Genomic DNA, 22,026 nt, shown 5'->3' with positions numbered 1-22,026 from the left:
GGTCGGGCCCGCGCGGCGGCGCCGCGCAATGTCACACTCCCGGGCGCCCACGCGGAGCCTGCGCCTCTTCCCTTGCAACATACCGACTGGTTAGTCTGGCGTCGCAGCAGAGCCGGCTGCGTGCAGAGCCGACTGCTTGCAGAGCCGACTGCTTGCAGAGCCGATTGGCGTCGCGTCGAAGGAGACCGATGGTGGAAGCCGTGCAGGATGCGGGAGTGGTCGTCACCGGTGCGGGAGGCGGCATCGGGGCCGCGCTGGCCCGCCGCTTCGCCGCCGAGGGAGCCAGAGTCGTCGTCAACGACCTCGACGCCGCCAAGGCTCGGGCCGTGGCCGAGGAGATCGGCGGCATCGCGGTCCCCGGCGACGCGTCCACGATCGTGACCGAGGCCCGGGACGCCCTCGGCGGCACGATCGACGTCTACTGCGCCAACGCGGGCGTCGCCTCGGGCGGCACCGAGGCGGCCGGCGAGCAGGTCTGGGAGCTGGCCTGGGACGTCAACGTGATGGCCCACGTCCGCGCCGCCCACGAGCTGCTCCCGGCCTGGCTGGAGCGTGGCAGCGGCCGTTTCGTCTCCACCGTCTCCGCCGCCGGACTGCTCACCATGATCGGCGCCGCGCCCTACAGCGTGACCAAGCACGGCGCGTACGCCTTCGCCGAGTGGCTGTCGCTGACCTACCGCCACCGGGGCCTGAAGGTGCACGCGATCTGTCCGCAGGGAGTGCGCACCGACATGCTCGACGCCACCGGCAGCGCGGGCGACCTGGTGCTCCAGCCGACCGCCATCGAGCCGGAGGACGTCGCGAACGCCCTCTTCACGGGGATCGAGGAGGACCGCTTCCTGATCCTGCCGCACCCCGAGGTGGCCGGTTACTACCAGGTGCGGGCCACCGAGCCGGACCGCTGGCTGACGAACATGAACCACATCCAGCAGAAGTGGGAGGCGGGCCGGTGACCACCTACGCGGACCGCCCCTGGGTGGCCCTCCTCAGCGACGCGCAGAGCGCCCCGGTGAGCCCCGCCGACTCCCTGGTGCACGCCCTGCGCGTGGCCGTGGAGGACGTTCCGGACCGCACCGCGCTCACCTACTTCGACGGCCGCCTGAGCTACCGCGAGGTGGACGAGCTGAGCGACTCGGTCGCCGGGCATCTCGCCGCCCGCGGCCTGGAGCGCGGCGACCGGGTCGCGATCCTGCTGCAGAACTCCCCGCACTTCGTGCTCGCGCTGCTCGGCGCCTGGAAGGCCGGCGCGACAGTCGTGCCGGTCAACCCCATGTACAAGTCGGGCGAGGTCCGCCACGTCCTGCACGACGCGGACGTGCGCGCCCTGGTCTGCTCCGACCGCGCGTGGGAGTCGTATCTGCGCGAGACGGCGGCCGACTCGGCCGTGCGCATCGTCCTCACCGCCTGCGAACTGGACTTCCAGACCCGCGACGACGCGCGCGTCCTGACCTTCGAGCGCCTTTCGTCGGCCGCGGACGCCGACGACCTCGGGACGGTCGCCGCTCAGCGGAACAAGGCCCCCGAAGGCCGCGACGCCGACCCCTCCGACATCGCGCTGATCAGCTACACCTCCGGCACCAGCGGCACCCCCAAGGGCGCCACCAACACGCACGGCAACATCATGTACAACGCCGAGCGGCAGCGGACCGGTCTCGCGCTGCCCGAGGCGCCGGTGTACTTCGCGATGGCGCCCCTGTTCCACATCACCGGCATGGTCTGCCAGCTCGCCGCCTGCCTCAACAGCGGGGGCACGCTGGTCCTCGCCTACCGCTTCGAGGCGGGGGTCGTGCTCGACGCGTTCGCCGAGCACCGGCCGCTCTACACCGTCGGCCCCTCGACCGCCTTCATGGCCCTGGCCGCCCATCCGTCCGTCACTCCGGACCACTTCTCGTCCTTCGTGAACATCTCCTCCGGCGGAGCGCCGCTGCCGCCCGCCCTGGTGGAGAAGTTCCGCGCCGGATTCGGGCCCTACATCCGCAACGGCTACGGGCTCACCGAGTGCACCGCGCCCTGCGCCTCCGTGCCGCCGGGCCGGGAGGCCCCCGTCGACCCGGTCTCGGGCACGCTGGCCGTCGGCCTGCCGGGACCCGACAGCGTCGTACGGATCGTCGACGAGCAGGGCCTGGAGGTCCCGTTCGGGGAACAGGGCGAGATCCTCGTGAGGGGACCGCAGGTGGTGCCGGGCTACTGGCAGCGCCCCGAGGCCACCGCAGAGACCTTCCCGGACGGTGAGCTGCGCACCGGCGACATCGGATTCATGGACCCGGAGGGCTGGCTCTACGTCGTCGACCGCAAGAAAGACATGATCAACGCGTCCGGCTTCAAGGTGTGGCCCCGCGAGGTCGAGGACGTGCTCTACACCCATCCGGCGGTCCGCGAGGCCGCCGTCGTGGGCATCCCCGACGGCTACCGCGGCGAGACCGTCAAGGCCTACATCAGCCTGCGACCGGGCGCCGAGGAGGACCCCGACGCGCTCGCCGCGTACTGCAAGGAGAGACTGGCCGCCTACAAGTATCCGCGGTACGTGGAGATCCTGCCCGACCTGCCGAAGACGGCGAGTGGGAAGATCCTCCGTCGGGAACTGCGTACGCGCTCGCAGGGCCCGGAGTAGACAACAATCTCCGTGGTGGACGCTCCTCGCCGAGCGGCGTCCGCCACCGGACGGCGCTTTCATCGAACCACGCACGGAAGGCAGGTGGCGGCAGTGCCCAGAACGACGGACGGCGACGGTACGCCCGTCCCGCAGCGGCTCCTGGCCGCCGCCACCCGGCTCTTCGCCGAGCAGGGCTACGACCGGACCTCCGTGCAGGAGATCGTGGAGGCGGCGGGCGTCACCAAGGGCGCGCTCTACCACTACTTCGGCTCGAAGGACGACCTCCTGCACGAGGTGTACGCACGCGTGCTGCGCATCCAGCAGGAGCGGCTGGACGCGTTCGCGGACTCCGGCGCGCCGGTGGAGGAGCGGGTCCGGGGCGCGGCGGCCGACGTGGTCGTCACGACCATCGACAACCTCGACGACGCCTCGATCTTCTTCCGGTCGATGCACCACCTCAGCCCGGAGAAGCTCAAGCAGGTGCGGTCCGAGCGGCGCCGCTACCACGAGCGCTTCCGCGCGCTGATCGAGGAGGGCCAGAAGAAGGGCGTCTTCTCCACGGCCACCCCGGCGGACCTGGTCGTCGACTACCACTTCGGCTCGGTCCACCACCTGTCGACGTGGTACCGCCCGGACGGCCCGCTCAACCCCCAGGAGGTCGCCGACCATCTGGCCGACCTGCTGCTGCGCGCGCTGCGACCGTAGTCCCCGTCCCCGGGGCCCGCCCTGGGCACCCGCTTGTCGCCCGAAGGGCTCGTCCTCGAACGCCGGACGGGCTGAAGTGCCCGGCCTGGGCGCCAGCCTTTCAGGGCGGGCCCGCATGTCCAGCCCGTCCGGCGTTCGAGGACAAGGCCCTTGAGGCCCGTACGGGGGTCTGGGGGCGGAGCCCCCAGGTACGGGGCGGCGGGGGCGAAGACCCCCACCGCCCCCGGCGTCACACGTACTTCTTGATCTCCCGCCGCGCCAGCGACCGCTGGTGCACCTCGTCCGGCCCGTCCGCCAGCTTCAGGGTGCGCGCGGCGGCCCAGAGTTCCGCCAGCGGGAAGTCCTGGCTCACACCCCCGGCACCGTGCAGCTGCACCGCCTTGTCGAGGATGTCGACGACCGTGCGCGGGGTGGCGATCTTGATGGCCTGGATCTCGGTGTGGGCGCCCCGGTTGCCGACCGTGTCCATCATCCACGCGGTCTTCAGCACCAGCAGCCGCAGCTGCTCGACGGCGACCCGCGCGTCGGCGATCCAGTTCTGGACCACGCCCTGCTGTGCCAGCGGCTTGCCGAACGCCGTCCGGGCCACCGCCCGCCGGCACATCAGCTCGATCGCCCGCTCCGCCATGCCGATCAGCCGCATGCAGTGGTGGATACGGCCGGGGCCGAGCCGCGCCTGGGCGATGGCGAAGCCGCCGCCCTCCTCGCCGACCAGGTTGGTGACGGGAACGCGGGCCCCGTGGAAGACGACCTCCGCGTGGCCGCCGTGGGAGTGGTCCTCGTAGCCGTACACCTGCATGGCGCGCCGGACTTCGACCCCCGGCGTGTCGCGCGGCACCAGGACCATGGACTGCTGGCGGCGGATGTCCGGCCCGTCCGGGTCCGTCTTGCCCATCACGATGAAGATCCGGCAGTCCGGGTTCATCGCCCCGGAGATGTACCACTTGCGGCCGGTGACGACGTACTCGTCGCCGTCCCGCTCGATGTGGGTGGTGATGTTGGTCGCGTCGGAGGAGGCCACCTCCGGCTCGGTCATCGCGAACGCCGAGCGGATCTCACCGGCGAGCAGCGGCTCCAGCCACTGCTTCTTCTGCCGCTCGTCGCCGAACTGCGCGAGCACCTCCATGTTGCCGGTGTCCGGCGCCGCGCAGTTCAGGGCGGTCGGCGCCAGGTGCGGGCTGCGGCCGGTGATCTCGGCGAGCGGCGCGTACTGGAGGTTGGTGAGCCCGGCACCGTGCTCGGCGTCGGGCAGGAAGAGGTTCCACAGCCCCTGCCTGCGTGCCTCGGCCTTCAACTCCCCGACCACGGCGGGCGTGTCCCACGGGGAGGCCAGCAGGGCGCGCTGCTCCTCCGCCACCGCCTCCGCCGGGTACACGTACTCGTCCATGAAGGCGAGCAGCCTGCCCCGCAGTTCCTCGGTGCGCGCGTCGAATGCGAAGTCCATGGCGGATCAGCCTTCCTGAAGAGTGGTCAGGCCGTGCTCGATGAAGAACGGCACCAGGTCACCGATGCGGTCGAAACCCGCGCCGACCGTCTGGCCGAGCGTGTAGCGGTAGTGGATGCCCTCCAGGATCACGGCGAGCTTGAACCAGGCGAACGCCGTGTACCAGGCGACGTCGGACGCGTCGCGCCCCGAGCGCGCGGCGTACCGTTCGACGATCTCGTCCGGGTCCGGGTGTCCGGCGGCCGAAGCGGTCGTACTGATGGGGGAGTCGGGCAGATCGAGGGGCGCGCTGTACATGACCAGCAGGCCCAGGTCGGTCAGCGGATCGCCGAGCGTGGACATCTCCCAGTCCAGGATCGCCTTGATCCGGTCGTCCTCGCCGATCAGCACGTTGTCGAGCCGGTAGTCGCCGTGCACGACGGTGGGCGCGGGAGAGTGCGGCAGCGCGCGCCCCAGGGCCGCCTGCAGCTCGTCGATCCCTACCAGCTCACGATTTCTGGAGGCGTCCAACTGCTTGCCCCAGCGCCGCAGTTGACGGTCCAGGAAGCCTTCGGGCCGGCCGAAGTCGGCGAGGCCCACCTCGGCGGGATCCACGGAGTGCAGTTCGACGAGCGTGTCGACCAGTCCGAGCACCGCGTCCCGCGTGCGCCGCGGGCCGAGCGGGGCGAGCTGATCGGCGGTGCGGTACGGCGTGCCGTCCACGAACTCCATGACGTAGAAGGGCGCGCCCAGCACCTCCACGTCCTCGCACAGCAGCACCGGGCGCGGCACCGGGACGGCCGTCTGGTGCAGTGCGCTGATCACCCGGTGTTCGCGCTTCATGTCGTGCGCGGTGGCCAGCACATGGCCGAGCGGAGGCCGCCGTACGACCCATCGCGTGGTGCCGTCCGTGACCGCGTACGTGAGGTTCGACCGTCCGCCCTCGATCAGCCGGCCGGTCAGCGGGCCGTGCGTCAGGCCGGGCCGCTCGCCGTCGAGCAGGCCGCGCAGCCGGTCGAGATCGAGACCTGGCGGGTGGTCGGGGCTCATCGTTTCTCCTACACGCGAGGGAGCGGGACGTGACCATGATGCCGACCAGTCGGTATGTCGTCCAGGGTGTACGCCAAACGTGATCGGCGTCTCCTCCGGGGGGTGGGGGAGACGCCGAACGGGCGTCATGGGGAGACGTCGGGCGGGCGTCGAGAAGAGACGCCGGAGGGGGTTCCGGGGTGTTCGGCGGGAGGGCCCGGGGTGTCCGCCGTGGCCGTCGTCCCTAGGGTCGTCCCAGTGTCCGCCGCCCCTAGTGGTCGTCCCAGTGACCGTCGTGCTCGGCGTGCCGGTGCCCGTCGTGCAGGTAGTCGAGATGGTCGCCGTGCTCGACCGCCGGGTGACCGCAGCCCTCGCCGTGCCGGTGGCCCCCGTGGTCGCCGTGCGCCGTGTGGCCGCCCGGCTCGCACTCGTCCCAGTGCCCGGAGTGCTCGCGGTGCAGGTGCCCATCGTGCGCGTAGTCGACGTGGTCCCCATGCGGTACCGCGGTGTGCCCGCAGGCCGGGCCGTGGGTGTGCTGATGGGCCGAGTGCTCCGGATGGAGGGTGGTCATGGTGCTCACCTTCGTGCGTGGCGGGAAGCGACGGCTCAGGCTAGCGCCAGAAAGCGTGACATTTCTGTCAATTCACCACCATTCGGGCATGCGTGCCGTCCGGGGGCACGAAGGGCTGGGCGAAGGGGGGAGGGGGCCGCGGCGCCGTCCGGTCCCCGGGTCGGTCGCGGCGCCGTCCGGTGCCCCGGTTGGGTCGCGGCCCCGCTCGGTCCTCGGGTTCTCAGAACACCAGTGCCGCCGCGCAGACGGCCAGCGCGAGCGTGCACAGGGTCGCGGCCGTCGCGTGGCGCGGTGCGAGGGCGGGCGGGCCGGCGGTGCGGGACGCGGCCAGCACCCGGATGCGGCGGTGCGCGAGCGCCAGGAACCCCAGCCACAGCGCGCCGCACAGGACACCGGCCACGACACCGGTCGCCGACGGACCGCCGTGCAGCGCCGCCTTCGCCGCCAGGACCGCGGTGACGGTGCTCGACAGGGTCGTACGTCGCCACGCGAGCCGGGTGCGCTCCGGCTGAAGCCCCGGGTCGCGTTCCGGGACGGGCGCGGTCATCCTTCCCAGCCGACGAGGACGACGACGACCATCGCGACCGCCACCACCGCGACGGCGATGCCCAGCAGCGCCGGGAAGCGCGACACGGGGAGGTCCTCCCCTCTCCGCATCGCCCGCTCGCACCGCACCCAGTGGTTGACGGCCCGCAGCGAGCAGAGCACGCCCGCCGCCAACAGGGCCAGCGCGAGACCGACCCGCCAGGCCCACCGCAGGTCCGGCAGGAACTGGTCCACGGCGAACCCGCCCCCGATCAGCGCCAGCGCGGTGCGCAGCCAGGCCAGGAAGGTGCGCTCGTTGGCCAGCGAGAACCGGTAGTCGGGAGTGCCGCCCTCCTTCCGGACCTCCTCGGGCGCGAACCACAGCCGGACGTTCCGTACGAATTCGATCACGACGGGGACCCTACTCGGCCGCTCCGCGGTGCCGGCCGCCACCGTCGGGCCGGGCGCGGGCGCGGGAAAGGCTCAGCCCGTCGCCCGGTGCTCCCGCAGGCGTTCGTACGCCGCCAGCCCGTCCGGCACCCACGTCCACTCCGTCAGGCGCCGCTCCACCTCCTCCTCGGTGAGGAAGGCGTGCCAGGCGACCTCCTCCGTCTGGGGGTTCACGGGGAGGTCGCAGCGGACCTCGTAGACGGCGGACCACCAGGTCTGCCCGGCGCCGTTGTCGTACAGGAACTTGAAGACGGGGACGGGGCTCGGGAGTCCGGAGACGCCCAGTTCCTCCTCGGCCTCGCGCAGGGCCGCCGCGTCGTACGACTCGCCCGCGCCCACGACCCCGCCGACGAACATGTCGTACAGGGAGGGGAAGACGAGCTTGGTGGCGGTGCGGCGGTGGACGAAGAGCCGGCCGTCCGCGTCCCGGGCCTGGACGAACACGCACCGGTGACGGAGTCCGCGCGCGTACGCCTCGCCGCGCGGGGACTCTCCGACGACCACGTCGTTCTCGTCCACGATGTCGAGGATCTCGTCAGCGGCGCTCATGCCTCCATCCAACCAGCCCCGTTCGGCTTACCGGCCGGGCCGCCCCGGAGGTCCCGGGGCATCGCGCCCCCGCCCCGGGCCGCTGTCCCGACCGGCCGCTGTCCCGACCGCGCCGGCTGCCGCGTCCTCGTGCTTCCGCCCCCCGGCCACCGCCCGCCGCCCGGCCCCCGGGGTGTTTCTCAGGCGCGGTGCGCACGTGCCGCTCCGCCGACCGGGTGTTTCCGGGGCGGCGCGTGCCGTTGGGCCGATCGGGTGTCCGTGCCCCGCGTGGGCGGTGCCGCTCGACCGGGCAGGCCGCGCGGCTCACCGGGCCGCCTGGGCCGTCGTGCTCGGCCGGGGCGGGAGCCTGCCCCGGCCCTCAGCGCCGTTGGAGGTCCAGCGCGGGTTCCGTCCCCTTCGCGCCGGCCGGCATCGCGGGGTGCATCCCGAGCAGCACGATGCCCGTCACGATCGCCGCGAGTCCCGCCGCCTCCCAGGTCAGTGCGCCCACGTCGGTCCGCAGCCGGTCCCCGAGGAACCCCACCCCGCAGAGGATCCCGGCGAGCGGCTGGGCGGCGGTGAGCGCGGGCAGCGACATCCGCAGCTCCGCCGTCTCGAAGGCGCTCTGCACCAGCACCAGCCCCGACACGCCGAGCACCAGCACCCCGTACGGCTGCCAGCTGACGAGCAGTTCGCCCCAGCCGCCCTCGCCGAACCGCTCCCCGCTCACCCGGGTGAGCGCGTCCTGCACCCCGTACAGCACCCCCGCGGCCAGGGCGAGCAGCACCGGAGCGGCGCCCAGCCGGGAGCGCTTGGCGTACGTGGTGAGGAGCAGCGCGAGCCCGATCATGATGCCGATGATCAGCCAGTGCCGCAGGGGATCGGACACCGCGTCACCGCCCTTGGGGCGGCCCGCCAGGATGAACGCGGTCACCCCGCCCGCGAGCAGGGCGAGCCCGGACCAGCCCTGACGGCCCAGCGGCTTCTTCGTCTGGTGGCGGGAGAGGCCGAGCGCGAACAGCAGGTTGGTCGCGAGGAGCGGTTCCACCTGGGAGACCTCGCCCTTGCCCAGCGCGATCGCGCCGAGGACCATGCCGCACACCATGAGCCCGATACCGCCCAGCCAGCGGGGCACCCGGATGAGGTCCAGCAGCAGACGGGGGGACAGGAAGTCGTTCAGCGGGGCGCGGGACGCGGCGTTCTGCTGGAGCACGAAGCCGAAACCCAGGCAACAGGCCGCGCTCACCGAGAGAATCAGAACGAGAAGCGACACGCTGGGTACCTCGATACATCCGGAGTCGGATCGGGTCACGGGTGCGTATCCCGCCGACTGTAGTGCCACCCGCCGGGCGCCGCCCACGGAGTACCGGCGACAGGGCGGTTGACTCGGTCACTCCTCTTGCCGAAGGATCTGACCGATCAGTAACAACGGCGGGTCACCGGCTGTCCCGGTCGGCCGCCGATGTCCTGACCGCCACTTTCCTGTCAACCAGCCGTGACGACGGCGACTTGTGACGAAGCCGACACGTGCCTCGTCATGCCGAGAGGACGGGCCCATGGCCTACGACGCAGATGTGATCGTGATCGGAGCGGGTCTCGCGGGACTCGCGGCGACCGCGGAGCTCGTCGACGCGGGCCGCAAGGTGATCCTCCTCGACCAGGAGCCGGAGCAGTCGATCGGCGGCCAGGCGCACTGGTCCTTCGGCGGTCTCTTCTTCGTGAACTCGCCCGAGCAGCGCCGGATGCGCATCAAGGACAGTCATGCCCTCGCCCTCCAGGACTGGATGGGCACGGCGGGCTTCGACCGCGCCGAGGACCACTGGCCGCGCCGCTGGGCCGAGGCGTACGTGGACTTCGCGGCCGGCGAGAAGCGGTCCTGGCTGCACCAGCAGGGGGTGCGCTTCTTCCCGGTGGTGGGCTGGGCGGAGCGCGGCGGCTACGACGCCAACGGCCACGGCAACTCCGTACCCCGCTTCCACATCACGTGGGGGACCGGGCCCGGACTGGTCGCCCCCTTCGAACGGCGGGTGCGCGCCGGGGTCGCGCGCGGCCTCGTCGAGCTCAGGTTCCGTCACCGGGTCACCGGCCTGTCCCGCAGCGCGGGCGCGGTCGACACCGTCACCGGCGAGATCCTGGAACCGTCCGGGATCGAGCGCGGCCAGGCCAGCGGGCGGACCGTGACCGGCGCGTTCGAACTGAAGGCGCAGGCGGTGATCGTCACCTCGGGCGGTATCGGCGGCGACCACGACCTGGTGCGCGCCAACTGGCCCGAGCGGCTGGGCACCCCGCCCGAGCGGATGATCTCCGGTGTGCCCGCCCACGTCGACGGCAGGATGCTCGGGATCGCCGAGGAGACCGGCGCGCGCCTCATCAACCGCGACCGCATGTGGCACTACACCGAGGGGATCCAGAACTGGAACCCCATCTGGGAGAACCACGGCATCCGTATCCTGCCCGGCCCCTCCTCCCTCTGGCTGGACGCGCGTGGCAACCGGCTGCCGGTGCCGCTCTTCCCCGGCTTCGACACGCTCGGCACGCTCGAACACATCATGAAGACCGGGTACGACTACACGTGGTTCGTGCTCGACCAGAAGATCATCGGCAAGGAGTTCGCGCTCTCGGGCTCGGAACAGAATCCCGATCTGACCGGCAAGTCGGTCAGGGGTGTCATCGGGCGGGCGCGCGCCGACGTCCCCGGACCGGTCAAGGCGTTCATGGACAACGGCGCCGACTTCGTCGTCGAGAAGGACCTCGGCGCGCTCGTGCGCGGCATGAACGCGCTCACCAAGGAGCCGCTGATCGACGAGGCCGCGCTGCGCCGCGAGATCGTCGCGCGCGACCGGGAGATCGCGAACCCGTTCACCAAGGACCTCCAGGTGACGGCGGTCCGCGGGGCCCGCGCCTACCTCGGCGACAAGCTGATCCGTACGGCCACGCCGCATCGCATCCTCGACCCGAAGGCGGGTCCGCTCATCGCCGTACGCCTCCACATCCTCACCCGCAAGTCGCTCGGCGGCCTGGAGACGGACCTCTCGTCGCGGGTCCTGACCGAGGGCGGGGATCCGCTGGAGGGCGTGTACGCGGCGGGGGAGGTCGCCGGCTTCGGCGGCGGCGGCGTGCACGGCTACCGGTCCCTCGAAGGTACGTTCCTGGGCGGCTGCCTCTTCTCCGGCCGCACGGCGGGGCGCGCGGCGGCCGAGGCGGTGGGCTGAGCCCCCTCCACGGTTGCCCGACGTGCGGACGCGAGTGAGCCGCCCGCACGTCTCTCCACCACCCGCTTCTCCCGGTTCCTGCCACCAACTCGTGCTCGAGTCTGAGGAGTTGACACGTGTAGGACATCGGGTGGGCCTTGACGTGAACCCTCAGCCAAGGGTTTGCTGTCCGCGATCGCCACCTGACCAGCCGCGTCTGTGAGGAAACCTCGCGGTGCCGCCACCCCCGCCACCCCCTCCTCCCCTCGGCCGCGGCCGCAAGGGCACGGCCCAGTCCTTCGACGCCGCACTCGACGACGCCGAACTCGTCGTCGCGCGCTCCGCGCTGGCACAGGGCCGCTGGACCGCGGTCCGCTCGCTGCTCGCCGTCACCGGCGACGAGTGGGACCGTCGCGGACACCGCGTCACCGCCCTCGCGCAGGAGCCCACCACCCTCGCCTGGGCGCGCGACTGGCGACTCGCCGAACCCGAGTCCGCCGACGCCTCGGTGCTCCTCGCCTGTGCCACCGTCCAGCGTGCCCTGGACGGCAAGGACCGTCCCGAACGGGCCCGCGAGGCCTGTCACGCCGCCGCCGCGCTCGCGCCCGCCGACCCCACGCCCTGGCTCGGCCTGCTGACACTGGAGCGCACGCTCGGCGCCGAGACCGACGTGGTCCGGCTCTTCGACGAGGTGCGCCACCGCCATCCCGAGCACCACCAGGCCCACCACCTGATGGTCGCCCGCCTCGCCGAGCGCCGCGCCCAGGCGGGCCAGGACCCGCTCCACGAGGTCTACGACTTCGCCAACTGGGCGGCCGAGCAGGCCCCCGCCGACTCGCCGCTCGCGATCCTGCCCGTCGTCGCGCACGCCGAGCGCTACCGCGTGCTCGCCACCGCGGGCAGCGAATCAGCCGACCCGGCCGCCTCCGGGCACTGGGTCGGGCGCCGGGCCCGCCAGGTGATGAAGGCCGCCTTCGACTGGTGGCTGGAGTGGGAGCACGACGACCACCCCCGCCGTCTCCTCGACCTCAACTTCCTCGCCCACGCGAAGTCCTGCGAGGGCCGGGGCGCCGAGGCCGCCGCCCTCTTCCACCGCATCGGCCCGCACGCCACCCCGGTGCCCTGGTCGTACCCGGACCGCGACCCGTACAAGGCCTTCCGTACCGCCCGCGCCAGCGCGCTCGGCACGGTGTGAACGACGACCGCTCCAGAGAACCGGACCACCGGACATCCGAAAGGACCACCCCGCGATGACGACGGGCAGTTCGAGCACATCGAGCAGTGCGAACACGGGAAGACCCGCCGCTGCCGACGGCGGCATCAGCACCTTCAAGGGGCAGGACCGGGCCCTGAAGGCCAACCGGCTGGGCACCGGAGGGCTGCTCCTGTCCGTCCTCGCCGCGACGGCCCCCCTCATGGTGGTCGCAGGTGTCATGCCCACCACATTCGCGGTGATGGGCATCGTCGGACAGCCGCTGCTCTTCGTCATCCTCGGCGTGGTGCTGGTGCTCTTCAGCGTCGGGTACGCCGAGATGAGCCGCCACGTCCACAACGCGGGCGCCTTCTACGCCTACGTCGCCCGCGGGCTCGGCGGCACCGCGGGCGCGGGCGCCGCCGCGGTCGCGCTGCTCGCGTACAGCACGCTCCAGGTCGGCATCTACGGCATCTTCGGCTTCGAGGTGTCCGGGCTGTTCTCCAAGTACCTCGACGTCGACCTGGCCTGGTGGATACCCGCCCTGGTGGCCGTGCTGGTCGTCGGCGCGCTCGCCTGGCTGAAGGTCGACGTCAACGCGCGGGTGCTCGGCGTCCTGCTGGTCGTCGAGGTGGCGCTCGTCGTCATCTTCGACGTCGCGGCCGTCGCCGATCCCGGCAAGGAAGGGCTCTCGCTGCACGCCTTCAACCCGGACACGCTCACCGGGGCCGGGGTCGGCACCGCGCTGTGCTTCTGCATCGCCGCCTTCACCGGCTTCGAACAGGCACCGGTGTACGCGGAGGAGACGAGCCGCCCGCACATCCTCGTACCCCGGGTGATGTTCCTGGCCATCGGCTTCGTCGCCGTCTTCTTCGCGATCAGCTCCTGGGCGCTGACCGTCGCCACGGGACCCGCCGGGATCGTCGGCGCCTCCCGGAAGCAGAGCGCGGGACTGCTGTTCTTCCTCACCGAGTCACGGCTCGGGGGGACCTTCACGGACGTCCTGCACGTCCTCTTCGTGACGGGTATGTTCGCGGCGCTGCTCAGCTTCCACAACGTCGTCGCGCGGTACGCCTTCGCCATGGGCCGCGAGGGGCTGCTGCCCAAGGCCTTCGGCCGGACCACCGGAGCCAGCGGCGCCCCCGGCACCGGCTCGCTCCTGCAGACCACCATCTCCCTGATCGTTCTGGTCGCCTTCGCCGTGACCGACGACAAGCCGAACGGTGACCCGACCGCGCCGGTGCTGCGCCTGTTCACCTGGGGCGGCAACGTCGGCGCGCTCGGCGTCATCCTGCTGATGGCGGCGGCCTCGCTCTCCGTCATCGTCTTCTTCGTCCGCCGAGGCGCCGCACGGGCCCAGGCCTGGCGCCTGGTCACCGCGGCGGTCTCGGGCGTCGCCCTGCTCGTGATCGCCGGCTACACCGTCAAGGACTTCGACGTCCTGGTCGGCACCGGCCCGGGCTCCGCACTGAGCCGGCTGCTGCCCGCCCTCGTCGCGGCCGCCCTGGTCGTCGGCCTGGTCCAGGGCCTGGTGCTGCGGTCCCGCGCCCCCGAGGCACACGCCCGGATCGGACTCGGCAACGAGGCCTTCCAGCTGGACAAGGCGGCGGATTCCAGGTCCGGGTCCGCGGTCGACTCCGACTCCGGGGCCGGCGCCGGGGCCTGAGGGGTCTCCCGGCGGTGCCGGGAGACGGGCAGGCGCCGTGGGCCGGGCAGGCCCGCGGCGCCCCCGGACGCCCGGCCGGTGTCTGAGAAAGCTGAGAAAATGGTGACGGAATTCTGACGGACACCCGCTGCCGCTGGCCTGAAAGGGGTCGCGAGTGCTCGTATAGGTGTGTGAACCCTGAACATTCCCGAGAGCCGGGACCGGAGCGGCAGCGGGGGCGTGCTCCGCAGGCCCCGCCGGCGCGCTCGCCCGAGCGGCCGGCGGAACGGGAACCTGAGCGCCCCGACGAGCCCGGCACACCCATCGGCCGCCGGCTCCTGCTCGGCACCCTCGGACTTGGCGCGCTCGGCGTGCTGGCCGCGCCCCCGCTCCAGCGTGGCCTGGAGTCGCTCTTCGCCGGCGACCCCACGGGACTGACCGGCCTGCTCCCCAACGGCGGCGGCTTCCGCTACTACTCCGTGACCTCCTCCGTCCCGCACAAGGGCCCCGCGGACTACCGCCTCACCATCGACGGCCTGGTCGACCACCCCCGCAGTTACACCCTGGCCGACCTCACGGCACTGCCCCAGACCCGGCTCGTGCACGACGTGCAGTGCGTCACAGGCTGGCGGGTGCCCGGCACGCCCTTCGAGGGGGTGCGCCTCTCGCACCTCCTCGACGCGGCGGGCGTACGCCCCATGGCCCGCGCGATCCGGTTCACCTGTTTCGACGGGGCGTACACGGAGAGCCTCACCCTGCGGCAGGCGCGGCGCCCCGATGTCCTGGTGGCCCACCGGATGCAGGACAAGGCCCTCGGCCACGACCACGGCGGCCCCGTCCGCCTCTACGTCGCCCCCATGTACTTCTACAAGTCCGCCAAGTGGCTCTCCGGCATCACCGTCACCGAGGACGTGCGTCCCGGGTACTGGGAGGACCGGGGCTACGACGCGGACGCATGGGTCGGCCGTTCGAACGGACGCGACGATGCACCCACGAGTTGACGACACCCCCGCCGTCTCGGCGCCCTCCGCGCACGTACGTCGCTTCAGCCGGGCGGAACGCTGGGTGCACCGCCTGACGGCCCTGCTGATGGGCGTGTGCGTGGCGACGGCGGCGTGCCTGTACCTCCCGTTCTTCGCCGAGCTGGTGGGCCGCCGTGAACTCGTCGTCAGGGTCCACGAGTTCGCGGGCCTGCTGCTCCCGGTGCCGGTCCTGGCGGGCCTGGCCTCCCGTGCCTTCCGCGCGGACCTGGGCCGCCTGAACCGCTGGGGCCCGCACGACCGCCGGTGGATGCGTGCGGCACTGCGGCGTGACCGGTTCTCCTCCCGGCCCGCGGCCAAGTTCAACGCGGGCCAGAAGACCTACGCGGCCTGGATCGCGGGCGCGAGTCTGGTCATGCTCGCCACGGGGCTCCTCATGTGGTTCACGCACCTCACCCCGTTGATGTGGCGGACCTCGGCGACGTTCGTCCACGACTGGCTGGCCCTGACGATCGGCATCGTCCTCGGGGGCCACATCGGGATGGCCCTCGGCGACCCGGAGGCCCGGCGGGGGATGCGCACCGGCACGGTGAGCCGGGACTGGGCGGAGCGCGAACACCCGCTGTGGCGGCCCGACGACAGGCTCTAGCCCCGACAGGGGACCTACCGGGCGGGCTCCCCGAAGTCCAGCAGCACCTTGCACGAGCGGCTGCGGTCCGCCGCCAGGGCGAACGCCGACGCGGCGTCCGCCACCGGCACGACCGCGCTGATCAGCGCGTCGAAGCGGGGCTCGGCGGCGAGCAGGGCCGGCGCCTCGTCGAACTCCGCGTCGAAACGGAACGCGCCCCGCAGCTCGATCTCGCGGCTCACCAGCAGGTTCGCCGCGAACGCGCTGCTTCCGGGCGGCAGCATGCCGAGCTGGACCACGACCCCGCCGCGCCGTACGAGGCGCAGGCAGGTGTCCAGCCCCGCGGCCACCCCGGACGCCTCGACGGCCACATCGATCTCCGAGGGCCACCCGGGATCGGCCGGGTCGTCGGCCCGTACGAGGGCGTCGGCCCCGGCCCGGGACGCGTACTCCAGAGCCCGCGGCAGCGGATCGGTGACGGTCACCCGCGCCGCGCCCGCGGCCTTCGCGGCGGCCACCACGAGGCAGCCGATCGGCCCGGCCCCCGTGACCAGCACATGCCGGCCCCGCACCTCCCCGGCCCGGCGCACGGCGTGCAGGGCGACCGACAGCGGTTCGGCGAGCGCGGCCCGCCGCGGGGAGAGCCCCGCGGGCAGCGCGCGCAGCTGCGCGGCGGGTACCGCCAGCAGGGCCGAGAACCCGCCCTGGACATGCGGCGTACGCGCCGCGCTGCCCAGGTAGCGGGTCTCCCGGCACACGTTCGCCCGCCCGCCGGCGCACTCGGGGCACGTTCCGCACGCCGTCGCCGGGTGCACGGCGACGGCCGTACCCGGTAGCGGGCCCGAGGCCCCGGCGCCGTACGACACCACCGTTGCGACGACCTCGTGGCCCAGCACCATCGGCTCCCGCAGCCGGAAGTCCCCGACGCCGCCGTGCCGCCAGTAGTGCAGATCGGACCCGCAGATCCCGCCGTACCGGACGGCGACCAGCGCCTGCCCGGGCCCGGCGGAGGGCACGGGCAGATCCTCGACCCGTAGATCGCCCTGCCCGTGGATCACACAACCGAGCATCGCCGTATCCCTCTCAGAATCCCTCGGATCCAGGGTCCCTCTCGGACCTCTCAGAGCACACTCGTCATGCCGCCGTCGACGTACAGCACCTGCCCGCCGACGAAGTCCGCCGCCGGCGAGGCGAGGAAGAGCAGCCCGCCGACCAGGTCCTCGGTTCGGCCCCACCGTCCGGCCGGGGTGCGGCGCCGCACCCAGTCGCTGAACTCCTCGTCCTCGACGAGGGGCCGGGTCAGTTCGGTCTCGATGTATCCGGGACCCAGTCCGTTCACCTGTACCCCGTGCGGCCCCCAGTCCGCGCACATGCCCTTGGTGAGCATCTTCAGCGCGCCCTTGGTGGCCGCGTACGGGGCGATGCCCGGACGCGCGACCTCGCTCTGCAGCGAGCAGATGTTGATGATCTTGCCGTGGCCGCGTCCGGTCATCCGGCGCGCGGCCTCCCGGCCGACCAGGAACGCGCTCGTGAGGTTGGTGTCCAGGATCCGGTGCCAGTCCGCGTCCGTGAACTCCAGCAGTGGGGCCCGCAGTTGCATGCCCGCGTTGTTGACCAGGATGTCGAGCGGGCCCACCCGCTGTTCGACGTCCGCGATGCCGGCGGCCACCGAGGGGCCGTCGGTGACGTCGAACACCGCCGTGCGCACGTCGCCGGGCAGTCCGGCGGCGGCCCGGCCGAGGCGGCCGGCGTCGCGCCCGTTGAGGACGACCGTGCAGCCCGCTTCCAGGAGCCCGCGGGCGAGCGCCAGTCCGATGCCCCGGCTGGAGCCGGTGACCAGGGCCGTACGGCCGCTGATGTCGAACAGAGGGTGGCCCATCCCCGTACCCCTAGATCACGAGTGACAGCAGGAGGACCAGTCCGCCGGCCACCACGGAGATGATCGTCTCCATCACCGACCAGGTCTTGACCGTCTGGCCGACACTCAGACCGAAGTACTCCTTGACCAGCCAGAAACCGGCGTCGTTGACATGGCTGAAGAAGAGCGAGCCCGCGCCGATCGCCAGCACCAGGAGTGAGGTGTGCGCGGTCGACATGTCGGCGGCGAGAGGGGCGACCAGGCCGGCCGCCGAGATGGTGGCGACGGTCGCCGAACCGGTCGCGAGGCGGATGGCCACCGCGATCAGCCAGGCGAGCAGCAGCGCGGGGATCGACCAGTCCTTGGAGATGTCCAGGATCATCTGGCCCACACCGGCGTCGATCAGGGTCTGCTTGAAGCCGCCGCCCGCGCCCACGATCAGCAGGATGCCCGCGATCGGCGCGAGGGACTTCTCCACCGTGGTGGACAGACGGTCCTTGGTGAAACCGGCCGCGCGGCCCAGCGTGAACATGCCCACGATCACGGCCGCCAGCAGCGCGATCAGCGGCGAGCCGATGACGTCGAAGACGCGCTGCACCTTGTGCGCCGGGTCGTCCACGACGATGTCGACCAGCGCCTTGGACAGCATCAGCACGACCGGCAGCAGCATGGTGGCGAGGGTGGCGCCGAAACCGGGACGCTTCTCCAGTTCCTCGGAGGCGCGGGCGGGGATCATGCGGTCGGGCGCCGGTACGTCCACCCAGCGGGCCGCGTACCGGGAGAAGACCGGGCCCGCGATGATCACCGTCGGGATGGCGACCAGAACGCCGAGCGCGAGCGTGACGCCGAGGTTGGCCTTGACCGCGTCGATCGCGACCAGCGGGCCGGGGTGCGGCGGGATCAGGCCGTGCATCACGGACAGGCCGGCCAGCGCCGGGATGCCGATGCGCATCAGGGAGTAGTTGCCGCGCTTGGCGACCATCAGGACGACCGGGATCAGCAGCACGATCCCGACCTCGAAGAACAGCGGCAGCCCGATCACGGACGCGATCAGCACCATCGCCCACGGCATGCCGCGACCGCCCGCCTTCGCGAGGATCGTGTCGACGATCTGATCGGCGCCGCCGGAGTCGGCGAGCAGCTTGCCGAGTATCGCGCCCAGCGCGATCAGGACGCCCACACCGGCGACGGTGGAGCCGAGGCCGGTGGTGAAGCTGACGATCACCTTGTCGAGCGGCGCCCCGGCGACCGCGCCGAGCGCGAGCGAGCCGATGGTCAGGGCCAGAAAGGCGTGCAGCTTGAACTGGGTGATCAGCAGGACGATGACGGCGATGCCCGCCAGCACGGCGACCCCCAGCTGGGCATGGCCCGCGGAGGTGATCGGCTCGACGGCGTCCGCTGCCAGCATCTCGACGCTGAGTCTGGTCACGGTTTTCCCTTGCTCTGAGAAAGGTCTTCGGACGGGTGCGCGGGGTTACCGCGAGGGCTGGGCGAGGGACCGGAGCGCGGCCACGGCCCGTTCGGTGATCTCTTCGGGGCCACCGGTGACGTCCACGCGGACGCCCGCCTCGTCGGCTTCCAGCGGCTGGAGGGTGGCGAACTGCGAGTCCAGCAGCGCCGTCGGCATGAAGTGCCCCTGACGGTGCGACATCCGGTCCTCGATGAGCGCGCGGTCACCGGTCAGATGCACGAAGACGATCCCGGGTGCCGCGGCCCGCAGCCGGTCGCGGTAGGCGCGCTTGAGCGCCGAACTGCTGACGACCCCGCCGAGCCCGTCGCGCTCGTGCGCCCAGCGGCCGATGGCGTCCAGCCACGGCCAACGGTCCTCGTCGCTCAGGGGTGTCCCGGCCGTCATCTTGGCGATGTTGGCCGGGGGGTGGAAGTCGTCGCCCTCGGCGTACGGAACGCCGAGCCGGGCCGCAAGCAGGGGACCGATGGTGGTCTTGCCGGTACCTGCGACGCCCATGACCACGACGACATGGGGGGTGCTCATCGCTGCCTCACCGTCTTCGTCGACATCTGATGTCGACGACACTGAAACCTATTAGGTACGACTAATTCAAGAGTGTGTGACATATAAGTCTGACTTTTTGTTCCTGAGCCGGGCCTCGTACCCTGACCCCATGAGCACACGGGGCCGGGGGCTGCACGGACAGGTACTGGACGCCCTCGGACCGGCCATCACGGCGGGCGAGTACCCCCCGGGGAGCGTGCTGCGCACGGACGAGCTGGCCCAGCGCTTCGAGGTGTCACGGTCCGTGATGCGCGAGGCGGTCAGGGTGCTGGAGTCCATGCACCTGGTGGAGTCCCGCCGCCGGGTCGGTGTGACCGTCCGTCCCAAGGCCGAGTGGAACGTCTACGATCCGCAGGTCATCCGGTGGCGGCTGGCCGGCGCCGACCGTCCCCACCAGCTGCGCTCGCTCACTGTGCTGCGCTCCGCCCTCGAACCCGTCGCGGCGGGACTGGCCGCCCGGCACGCCACCGCCGGGCAGTGCGCCGAACTCACCGAGTGCGCCCTCGGCATGGTCGCCACCTCACGCGGTCATCAGCTGGAGGCGTACCTCGTCCACGACGTCGCCTTCCACCGGGTGATCCTCAACGCGTCGGGCAACGAGATGTTCGCCCGCCTCGGCGACGTCGTCGCCGAGGTACTGGCGGGCCGCACCCACCACGAGATCATGTTCGAGGACCCCGACCCCGCCGCCGTCACCCTGCACGTCCAGGTCGCGGAGGCGGTCCGCGAGGGCGACGCGGTCCGCGCCGAGCAGCTCACCCGCGAGATCACGGTCGGCGCCCTCCAGGAACTCGACATCCTGGCGCCGTGACCGCCCCGCGGCCGTGCCCTGCCGGGACTACTCGGCGAAGTCGCCGTCCACGTACACCCAGGCACCGTCGACCCGCTCGAAACGGCTCCGCTCGTGCAGCGAGCCGCCCCGGTAGGACGCCCGGAACGTCACGGTCCCCGTGGAGTGGAAGGCCGACCCCTGACCCGTCCCGAGGATCTCCAGACCCGTCCACCGCGTCCCGGGGTCGAACTCCACCCGGGGCGGCCGCGTGCGCGGATGCCAGGTCCGCAGCAGATACCCCTCGTCCCGCTGGACGAACGCGCTGTACCGCGACCGCATCAACGCCTCGGCGGTCGGCGCGGCCGCCTCACCACGGTGGAAGCGCCCACAGCACTTCGCGTACGGCTCGGGCAGCCCGCACGGACAGGTACGACTGGTCATGACCGCCATTGTCCCCCAGCCCGCGTCCGCCCCCGCGCGTCGCACCGGCGGGGATCACCCGGCAGCCCTCAGGCCGAGTCGGCGTTCGTCGGCGGGTACGAGGGCCGCGCCGGGATCGGTGCCGTCAGGACGGGCAGCGCCGGCAGCTTCGACGTCTGCAGCCACGCCGTGAAGAGGTCGTCCAGCGGTTCCTCCGCGTACCGGGCGGCATGCGCGATGAACGCCGCCGTGCTGACGGCGCCACCCCGGTGCAGGGCGGCCCACCCGCGCAGCATGCGGAAGAAGGCCGTGTCGCCCATCGCGCAGCGCAGGGCGTGCAGCGTGAGCCCGCCGCGCTCGTACAGCCGGTCGTCGAACATCAGCTTGCGACCCGGGTCGGACAGCACCAGGTCCTGCGGCCGCACGGCCAGCTTCCGGTGCGCCACCGCGGCCAGCTGCTGTGCCGTACGGCCGCCCGACCGCTCCGACCACAGCCACTCCGCGTACTTCGCGAACCCCTCGTTCAGCCAGATGTGCCGCCAGTCCGCGATGGAGACACTGTTGCCGAACCACTGGTGCGCCAGTTCGTGCGCGATCAGCCGCTCCGAACCGCGCGCCCCGTCCACATGGTTCGCGCCGAACAGCGACAGCCCCTGCGCCTCCACCGGGACGTCGAGCTCCTCCTCGGTCACCACCACGGCGTACTCGCCGAACGGATACGGCCCGAAGAGCTCCTCGAACAGCTCCATCATCGCGGGCTGCCGCGCGAAGTCGCGGGAGAACTCGGCGAGCAGATCCGCGGGCAGATGCCCGGACTGCGGCACACCACCGAGCCCCGGGTCGCCCAGCAGCACCGTCTGGTACTTCCCGATCGACAGCCCGACCAGATAGCTGGACGTCGGCGCCGCCTGCTCGTACACCCAGGTGGTCGTCGACGCCTTCGTCGTACGGGTCAGCAGCCTGCCGCCCGCCACCACCACGTACGCCGACGGCGTCGTGACCGAGATCTGGTACGAGGCCTTGTCGGCCGGCCGGTCGTTGCACGGATACCAGGACGGCGCCCCCACCGGCTGGCTCGCCACCAGCGCCCCGTCCTCCAGCTCCTCCCAGCCGAGCCCGCCCCAGGGGCTGTTCACCGGCTTGGGGTTGCCCGCCCAGTGCACCTCCACGGTGAAGGCGGCCCCGGCCCGGATCGGCTTCGCCGGGCGGACCCGCAGCTTGCCGCCACGGTGCGAGTAGTGCGGTGCCTTGCCGTCGACCCGGATCCGGCCGATCCGGAAGTCGGCCAGGTTGAGCTGGAACTCCGCGAGCGCGGCCCGGCCCGCTATCGCGTTGATCCGCGCGGTGCCGGAGAGCCGGTTCGGGCCCGGGCGGTAGTCCAGCGCGAGTTCGTACCGATGCACCCGGTAGCGGGAATCGCCGTTGGCCGGGAAGTACGGGTCCGATCCCACTGTCTGCTGAACGGTCACTGCTGCGTCTGCTCCCTGCGCTGTGCTCGTACG

General features: G+C 72.1%; 22 protein-coding genes. 9 read left to right on the top strand and 13 right to left on the bottom strand.

What is annotated here, in order from left to right; translation table 11 throughout:
• Positions 1-188: 188 nt before the first annotated feature.
• The 3 genes from HEP85_RS09135 to HEP85_RS09125 all read left to right on the top strand — a co-directional run bounded on the left by HEP85_RS09135 (position 189) and on the right by HEP85_RS09125 (position 3,298).
• On the top strand, positions 189-953 hold the full coding sequence (locus tag HEP85_RS09135) for an SDR family oxidoreductase (protein ID WP_168527333.1): 765 nt from the start codon (positions 189-191) through the stop codon (positions 951-953).
• Positions 950-2,611 (top strand): class I adenylate-forming enzyme family protein, encoded by a 1,662-nt coding sequence (locus tag HEP85_RS09130; protein WP_168527332.1) that lies wholly within the window; start codon positions 950-952, stop codon positions 2,609-2,611. The genes HEP85_RS09135 and HEP85_RS09130 overlap by 4 nt, the downstream gene beginning before the upstream one ends.
• A 93-nt stretch (positions 2,612-2,704) precedes the next feature.
• A complete protein-coding gene (locus HEP85_RS09125) occupies positions 2,705-3,298 on the top strand; it encodes a TetR/AcrR family transcriptional regulator (RefSeq protein ID WP_168527331.1) in 594 nt (197 codons plus the stop codon).
• A gap of 229 nt (positions 3,299-3,527) precedes the next feature.
• On the opposite strand, the gene HEP85_RS09120 is transcribed toward HEP85_RS09125, so the two are convergent.
• From HEP85_RS09120 to HEP85_RS09090, 7 genes are all read right to left on the bottom strand, one after another.
• A complete protein-coding gene (locus tag HEP85_RS09120) occupies positions 3,528-4,742 on the bottom strand; it encodes an acyl-CoA dehydrogenase family protein (protein ID WP_168527330.1) in 1,215 nt (404 codons plus the stop codon).
• A gap of 6 nt (positions 4,743-4,748) precedes the next feature.
• Positions 4,749-5,771 carry a phosphotransferase family protein gene (locus tag HEP85_RS09115; RefSeq protein ID WP_168527329.1) on the bottom strand — a complete coding sequence of 341 codons (1,023 nt, stop codon included), beginning with the start codon at positions 5,769-5,771 and terminating at the stop codon, positions 4,749-4,751.
• Positions 5,772-6,021: 250 nt separating this feature from the next.
• On the bottom strand, positions 6,022-6,321 hold the full coding sequence (locus HEP85_RS09110; protein WP_168527328.1) for a hypothetical protein: 300 nt from the start codon (positions 6,319-6,321) through the stop codon (positions 6,022-6,024).
• 220 nt (positions 6,322-6,541) lie between these two features.
• Entirely contained in the window at positions 6,542-6,868 is a 327-nt protein-coding gene (locus tag HEP85_RS09105) for a DUF202 domain-containing protein (protein WP_329286608.1), read from the bottom strand.
• On the bottom strand, positions 6,865-7,257 hold the full coding sequence (locus HEP85_RS09100; RefSeq protein WP_168527327.1) for a YidH family protein: 393 nt from the start codon (positions 7,255-7,257) through the stop codon (positions 6,865-6,867). The genes HEP85_RS09105 and HEP85_RS09100 overlap by 4 nt, the downstream gene beginning before the upstream one ends.
• A 72-nt stretch (positions 7,258-7,329) precedes the next feature.
• Positions 7,330-7,845, bottom strand: a complete 516-nt coding sequence (locus HEP85_RS09095) for an NUDIX domain-containing protein (protein ID WP_168527326.1) — start codon at positions 7,843-7,845, stop codon at positions 7,330-7,332.
• Positions 7,846-8,203: 358 nt separating this feature from the next.
• Positions 8,204-9,097: a DMT family transporter gene (locus HEP85_RS09090; RefSeq protein WP_329286603.1), complete on the bottom strand. Its 894-nt coding sequence runs from the start codon at positions 9,095-9,097 to the stop codon at positions 8,204-8,206.
• A 283-nt stretch (positions 9,098-9,380) separates the two neighbouring features.
• On the opposite strand from HEP85_RS09090, the gene HEP85_RS09085 reads away from it, so the two are divergent.
• From HEP85_RS09085 to HEP85_RS09065, 5 genes are all read left to right on the top strand, one after another.
• Complete coding sequence (locus HEP85_RS09085) at positions 9,381-11,036, top strand: FAD-binding dehydrogenase (protein ID WP_168527324.1); 1,656 nt, start codon at positions 9,381-9,383, stop codon at positions 11,034-11,036.
• A 214-nt stretch (positions 11,037-11,250) separates the two neighbouring features.
• Positions 11,251-12,210: a hypothetical protein gene (locus HEP85_RS09080; protein WP_168527323.1), complete on the top strand. Its 960-nt coding sequence runs from the start codon at positions 11,251-11,253 to the stop codon at positions 12,208-12,210.
• A 55-nt stretch (positions 12,211-12,265) separates the two neighbouring features.
• Entirely contained in the window at positions 12,266-13,873 is a 1,608-nt protein-coding gene (locus HEP85_RS09075; RefSeq protein WP_369657657.1) for an APC family permease, read from the top strand.
• Positions 13,874-14,175: 302 nt separating this feature from the next.
• Positions 14,176-14,853, top strand: a complete 678-nt coding sequence (locus HEP85_RS09070) for a molybdopterin-dependent oxidoreductase (RefSeq protein ID WP_369658113.1) — start codon at positions 14,176-14,178, stop codon at positions 14,851-14,853.
• Positions 14,837-15,481, top strand: coding sequence for a cytochrome b/b6 domain-containing protein (locus HEP85_RS09065; protein ID WP_168527321.1), 645 nt, complete (start codon positions 14,837-14,839; stop codon positions 15,479-15,481). Before HEP85_RS09070 ends, HEP85_RS09065 begins: the two co-directional genes overlap by 17 nt.
• 14 nt (positions 15,482-15,495) lie before the next feature.
• Here the strand turns inward: HEP85_RS09065 and HEP85_RS09060 are convergent, their stop codons facing one another.
• The 4 genes from HEP85_RS09060 to HEP85_RS09045 are packed head-to-tail and all read right to left on the bottom strand — an operon-like array spanning position 15,496 to position 19,311.
• Positions 15,496-16,530, bottom strand: a complete 1,035-nt coding sequence (locus tag HEP85_RS09060) for an L-idonate 5-dehydrogenase (protein ID WP_369657656.1) — start codon at positions 16,528-16,530, stop codon at positions 15,496-15,498.
• A gap of 50 nt (positions 16,531-16,580) precedes the next feature.
• On the bottom strand, positions 16,581-17,339 hold the full coding sequence (locus tag HEP85_RS09055) for an SDR family oxidoreductase (RefSeq protein ID WP_168527320.1): 759 nt from the start codon (positions 17,337-17,339) through the stop codon (positions 16,581-16,583).
• Between the two features lie 10 nt (positions 17,340-17,349).
• Complete coding sequence (locus HEP85_RS09050) at positions 17,350-18,747, bottom strand: gluconate:H+ symporter (protein ID WP_168527319.1); 1,398 nt, start codon at positions 18,745-18,747, stop codon at positions 17,350-17,352.
• A gap of 45 nt (positions 18,748-18,792) precedes the next feature.
• Positions 18,793-19,311 (bottom strand): gluconokinase, encoded by a 519-nt coding sequence (locus HEP85_RS09045; RefSeq protein WP_168527318.1) that lies wholly within the window; start codon positions 19,309-19,311, stop codon positions 18,793-18,795.
• Between the two features lie 130 nt (positions 19,312-19,441).
• Here HEP85_RS09045 and HEP85_RS09040 point away from each other — a divergent pair, with 130 nt between their 5' ends.
• The gene (locus HEP85_RS09040) at positions 19,442-20,143 is read left to right on the top strand and encodes a FadR/GntR family transcriptional regulator (RefSeq protein ID WP_168527317.1); all 702 of its coding nucleotides are present in this window, start codon (positions 19,442-19,444) and stop codon (positions 20,141-20,143) included.
• Between the two features lie 27 nt (positions 20,144-20,170).
• On the opposite strand, the gene HEP85_RS09035 is transcribed toward HEP85_RS09040, so the two are convergent.
• Positions 20,171-20,545 carry a YchJ family protein gene (locus HEP85_RS09035; RefSeq protein WP_168527316.1) on the bottom strand — a complete coding sequence of 125 codons (375 nt, stop codon included), beginning with the start codon at positions 20,543-20,545 and terminating at the stop codon, positions 20,171-20,173.
• Between the two features lie 68 nt (positions 20,546-20,613).
• Positions 20,614-21,993, bottom strand: coding sequence for a M1 family metallopeptidase (locus tag HEP85_RS09030; RefSeq protein ID WP_248001875.1), 1,380 nt, complete (start codon positions 21,991-21,993; stop codon positions 20,614-20,616).
• Positions 21,994-22,026 lie beyond the last annotated feature (33 nt).

This window comes from Streptomyces sp. RPA4-2 (genome assembly GCF_012273515.2).
GTDB classification, from domain to species: Bacteria; Actinomycetota; Actinomycetes; order Streptomycetales; family Streptomycetaceae; genus Streptomyces; species Streptomyces kaempferi.
Note: the sequence above shows the minus strand (reverse complement) of the source record. Positions and strands in the feature narration are given on the sequence as shown.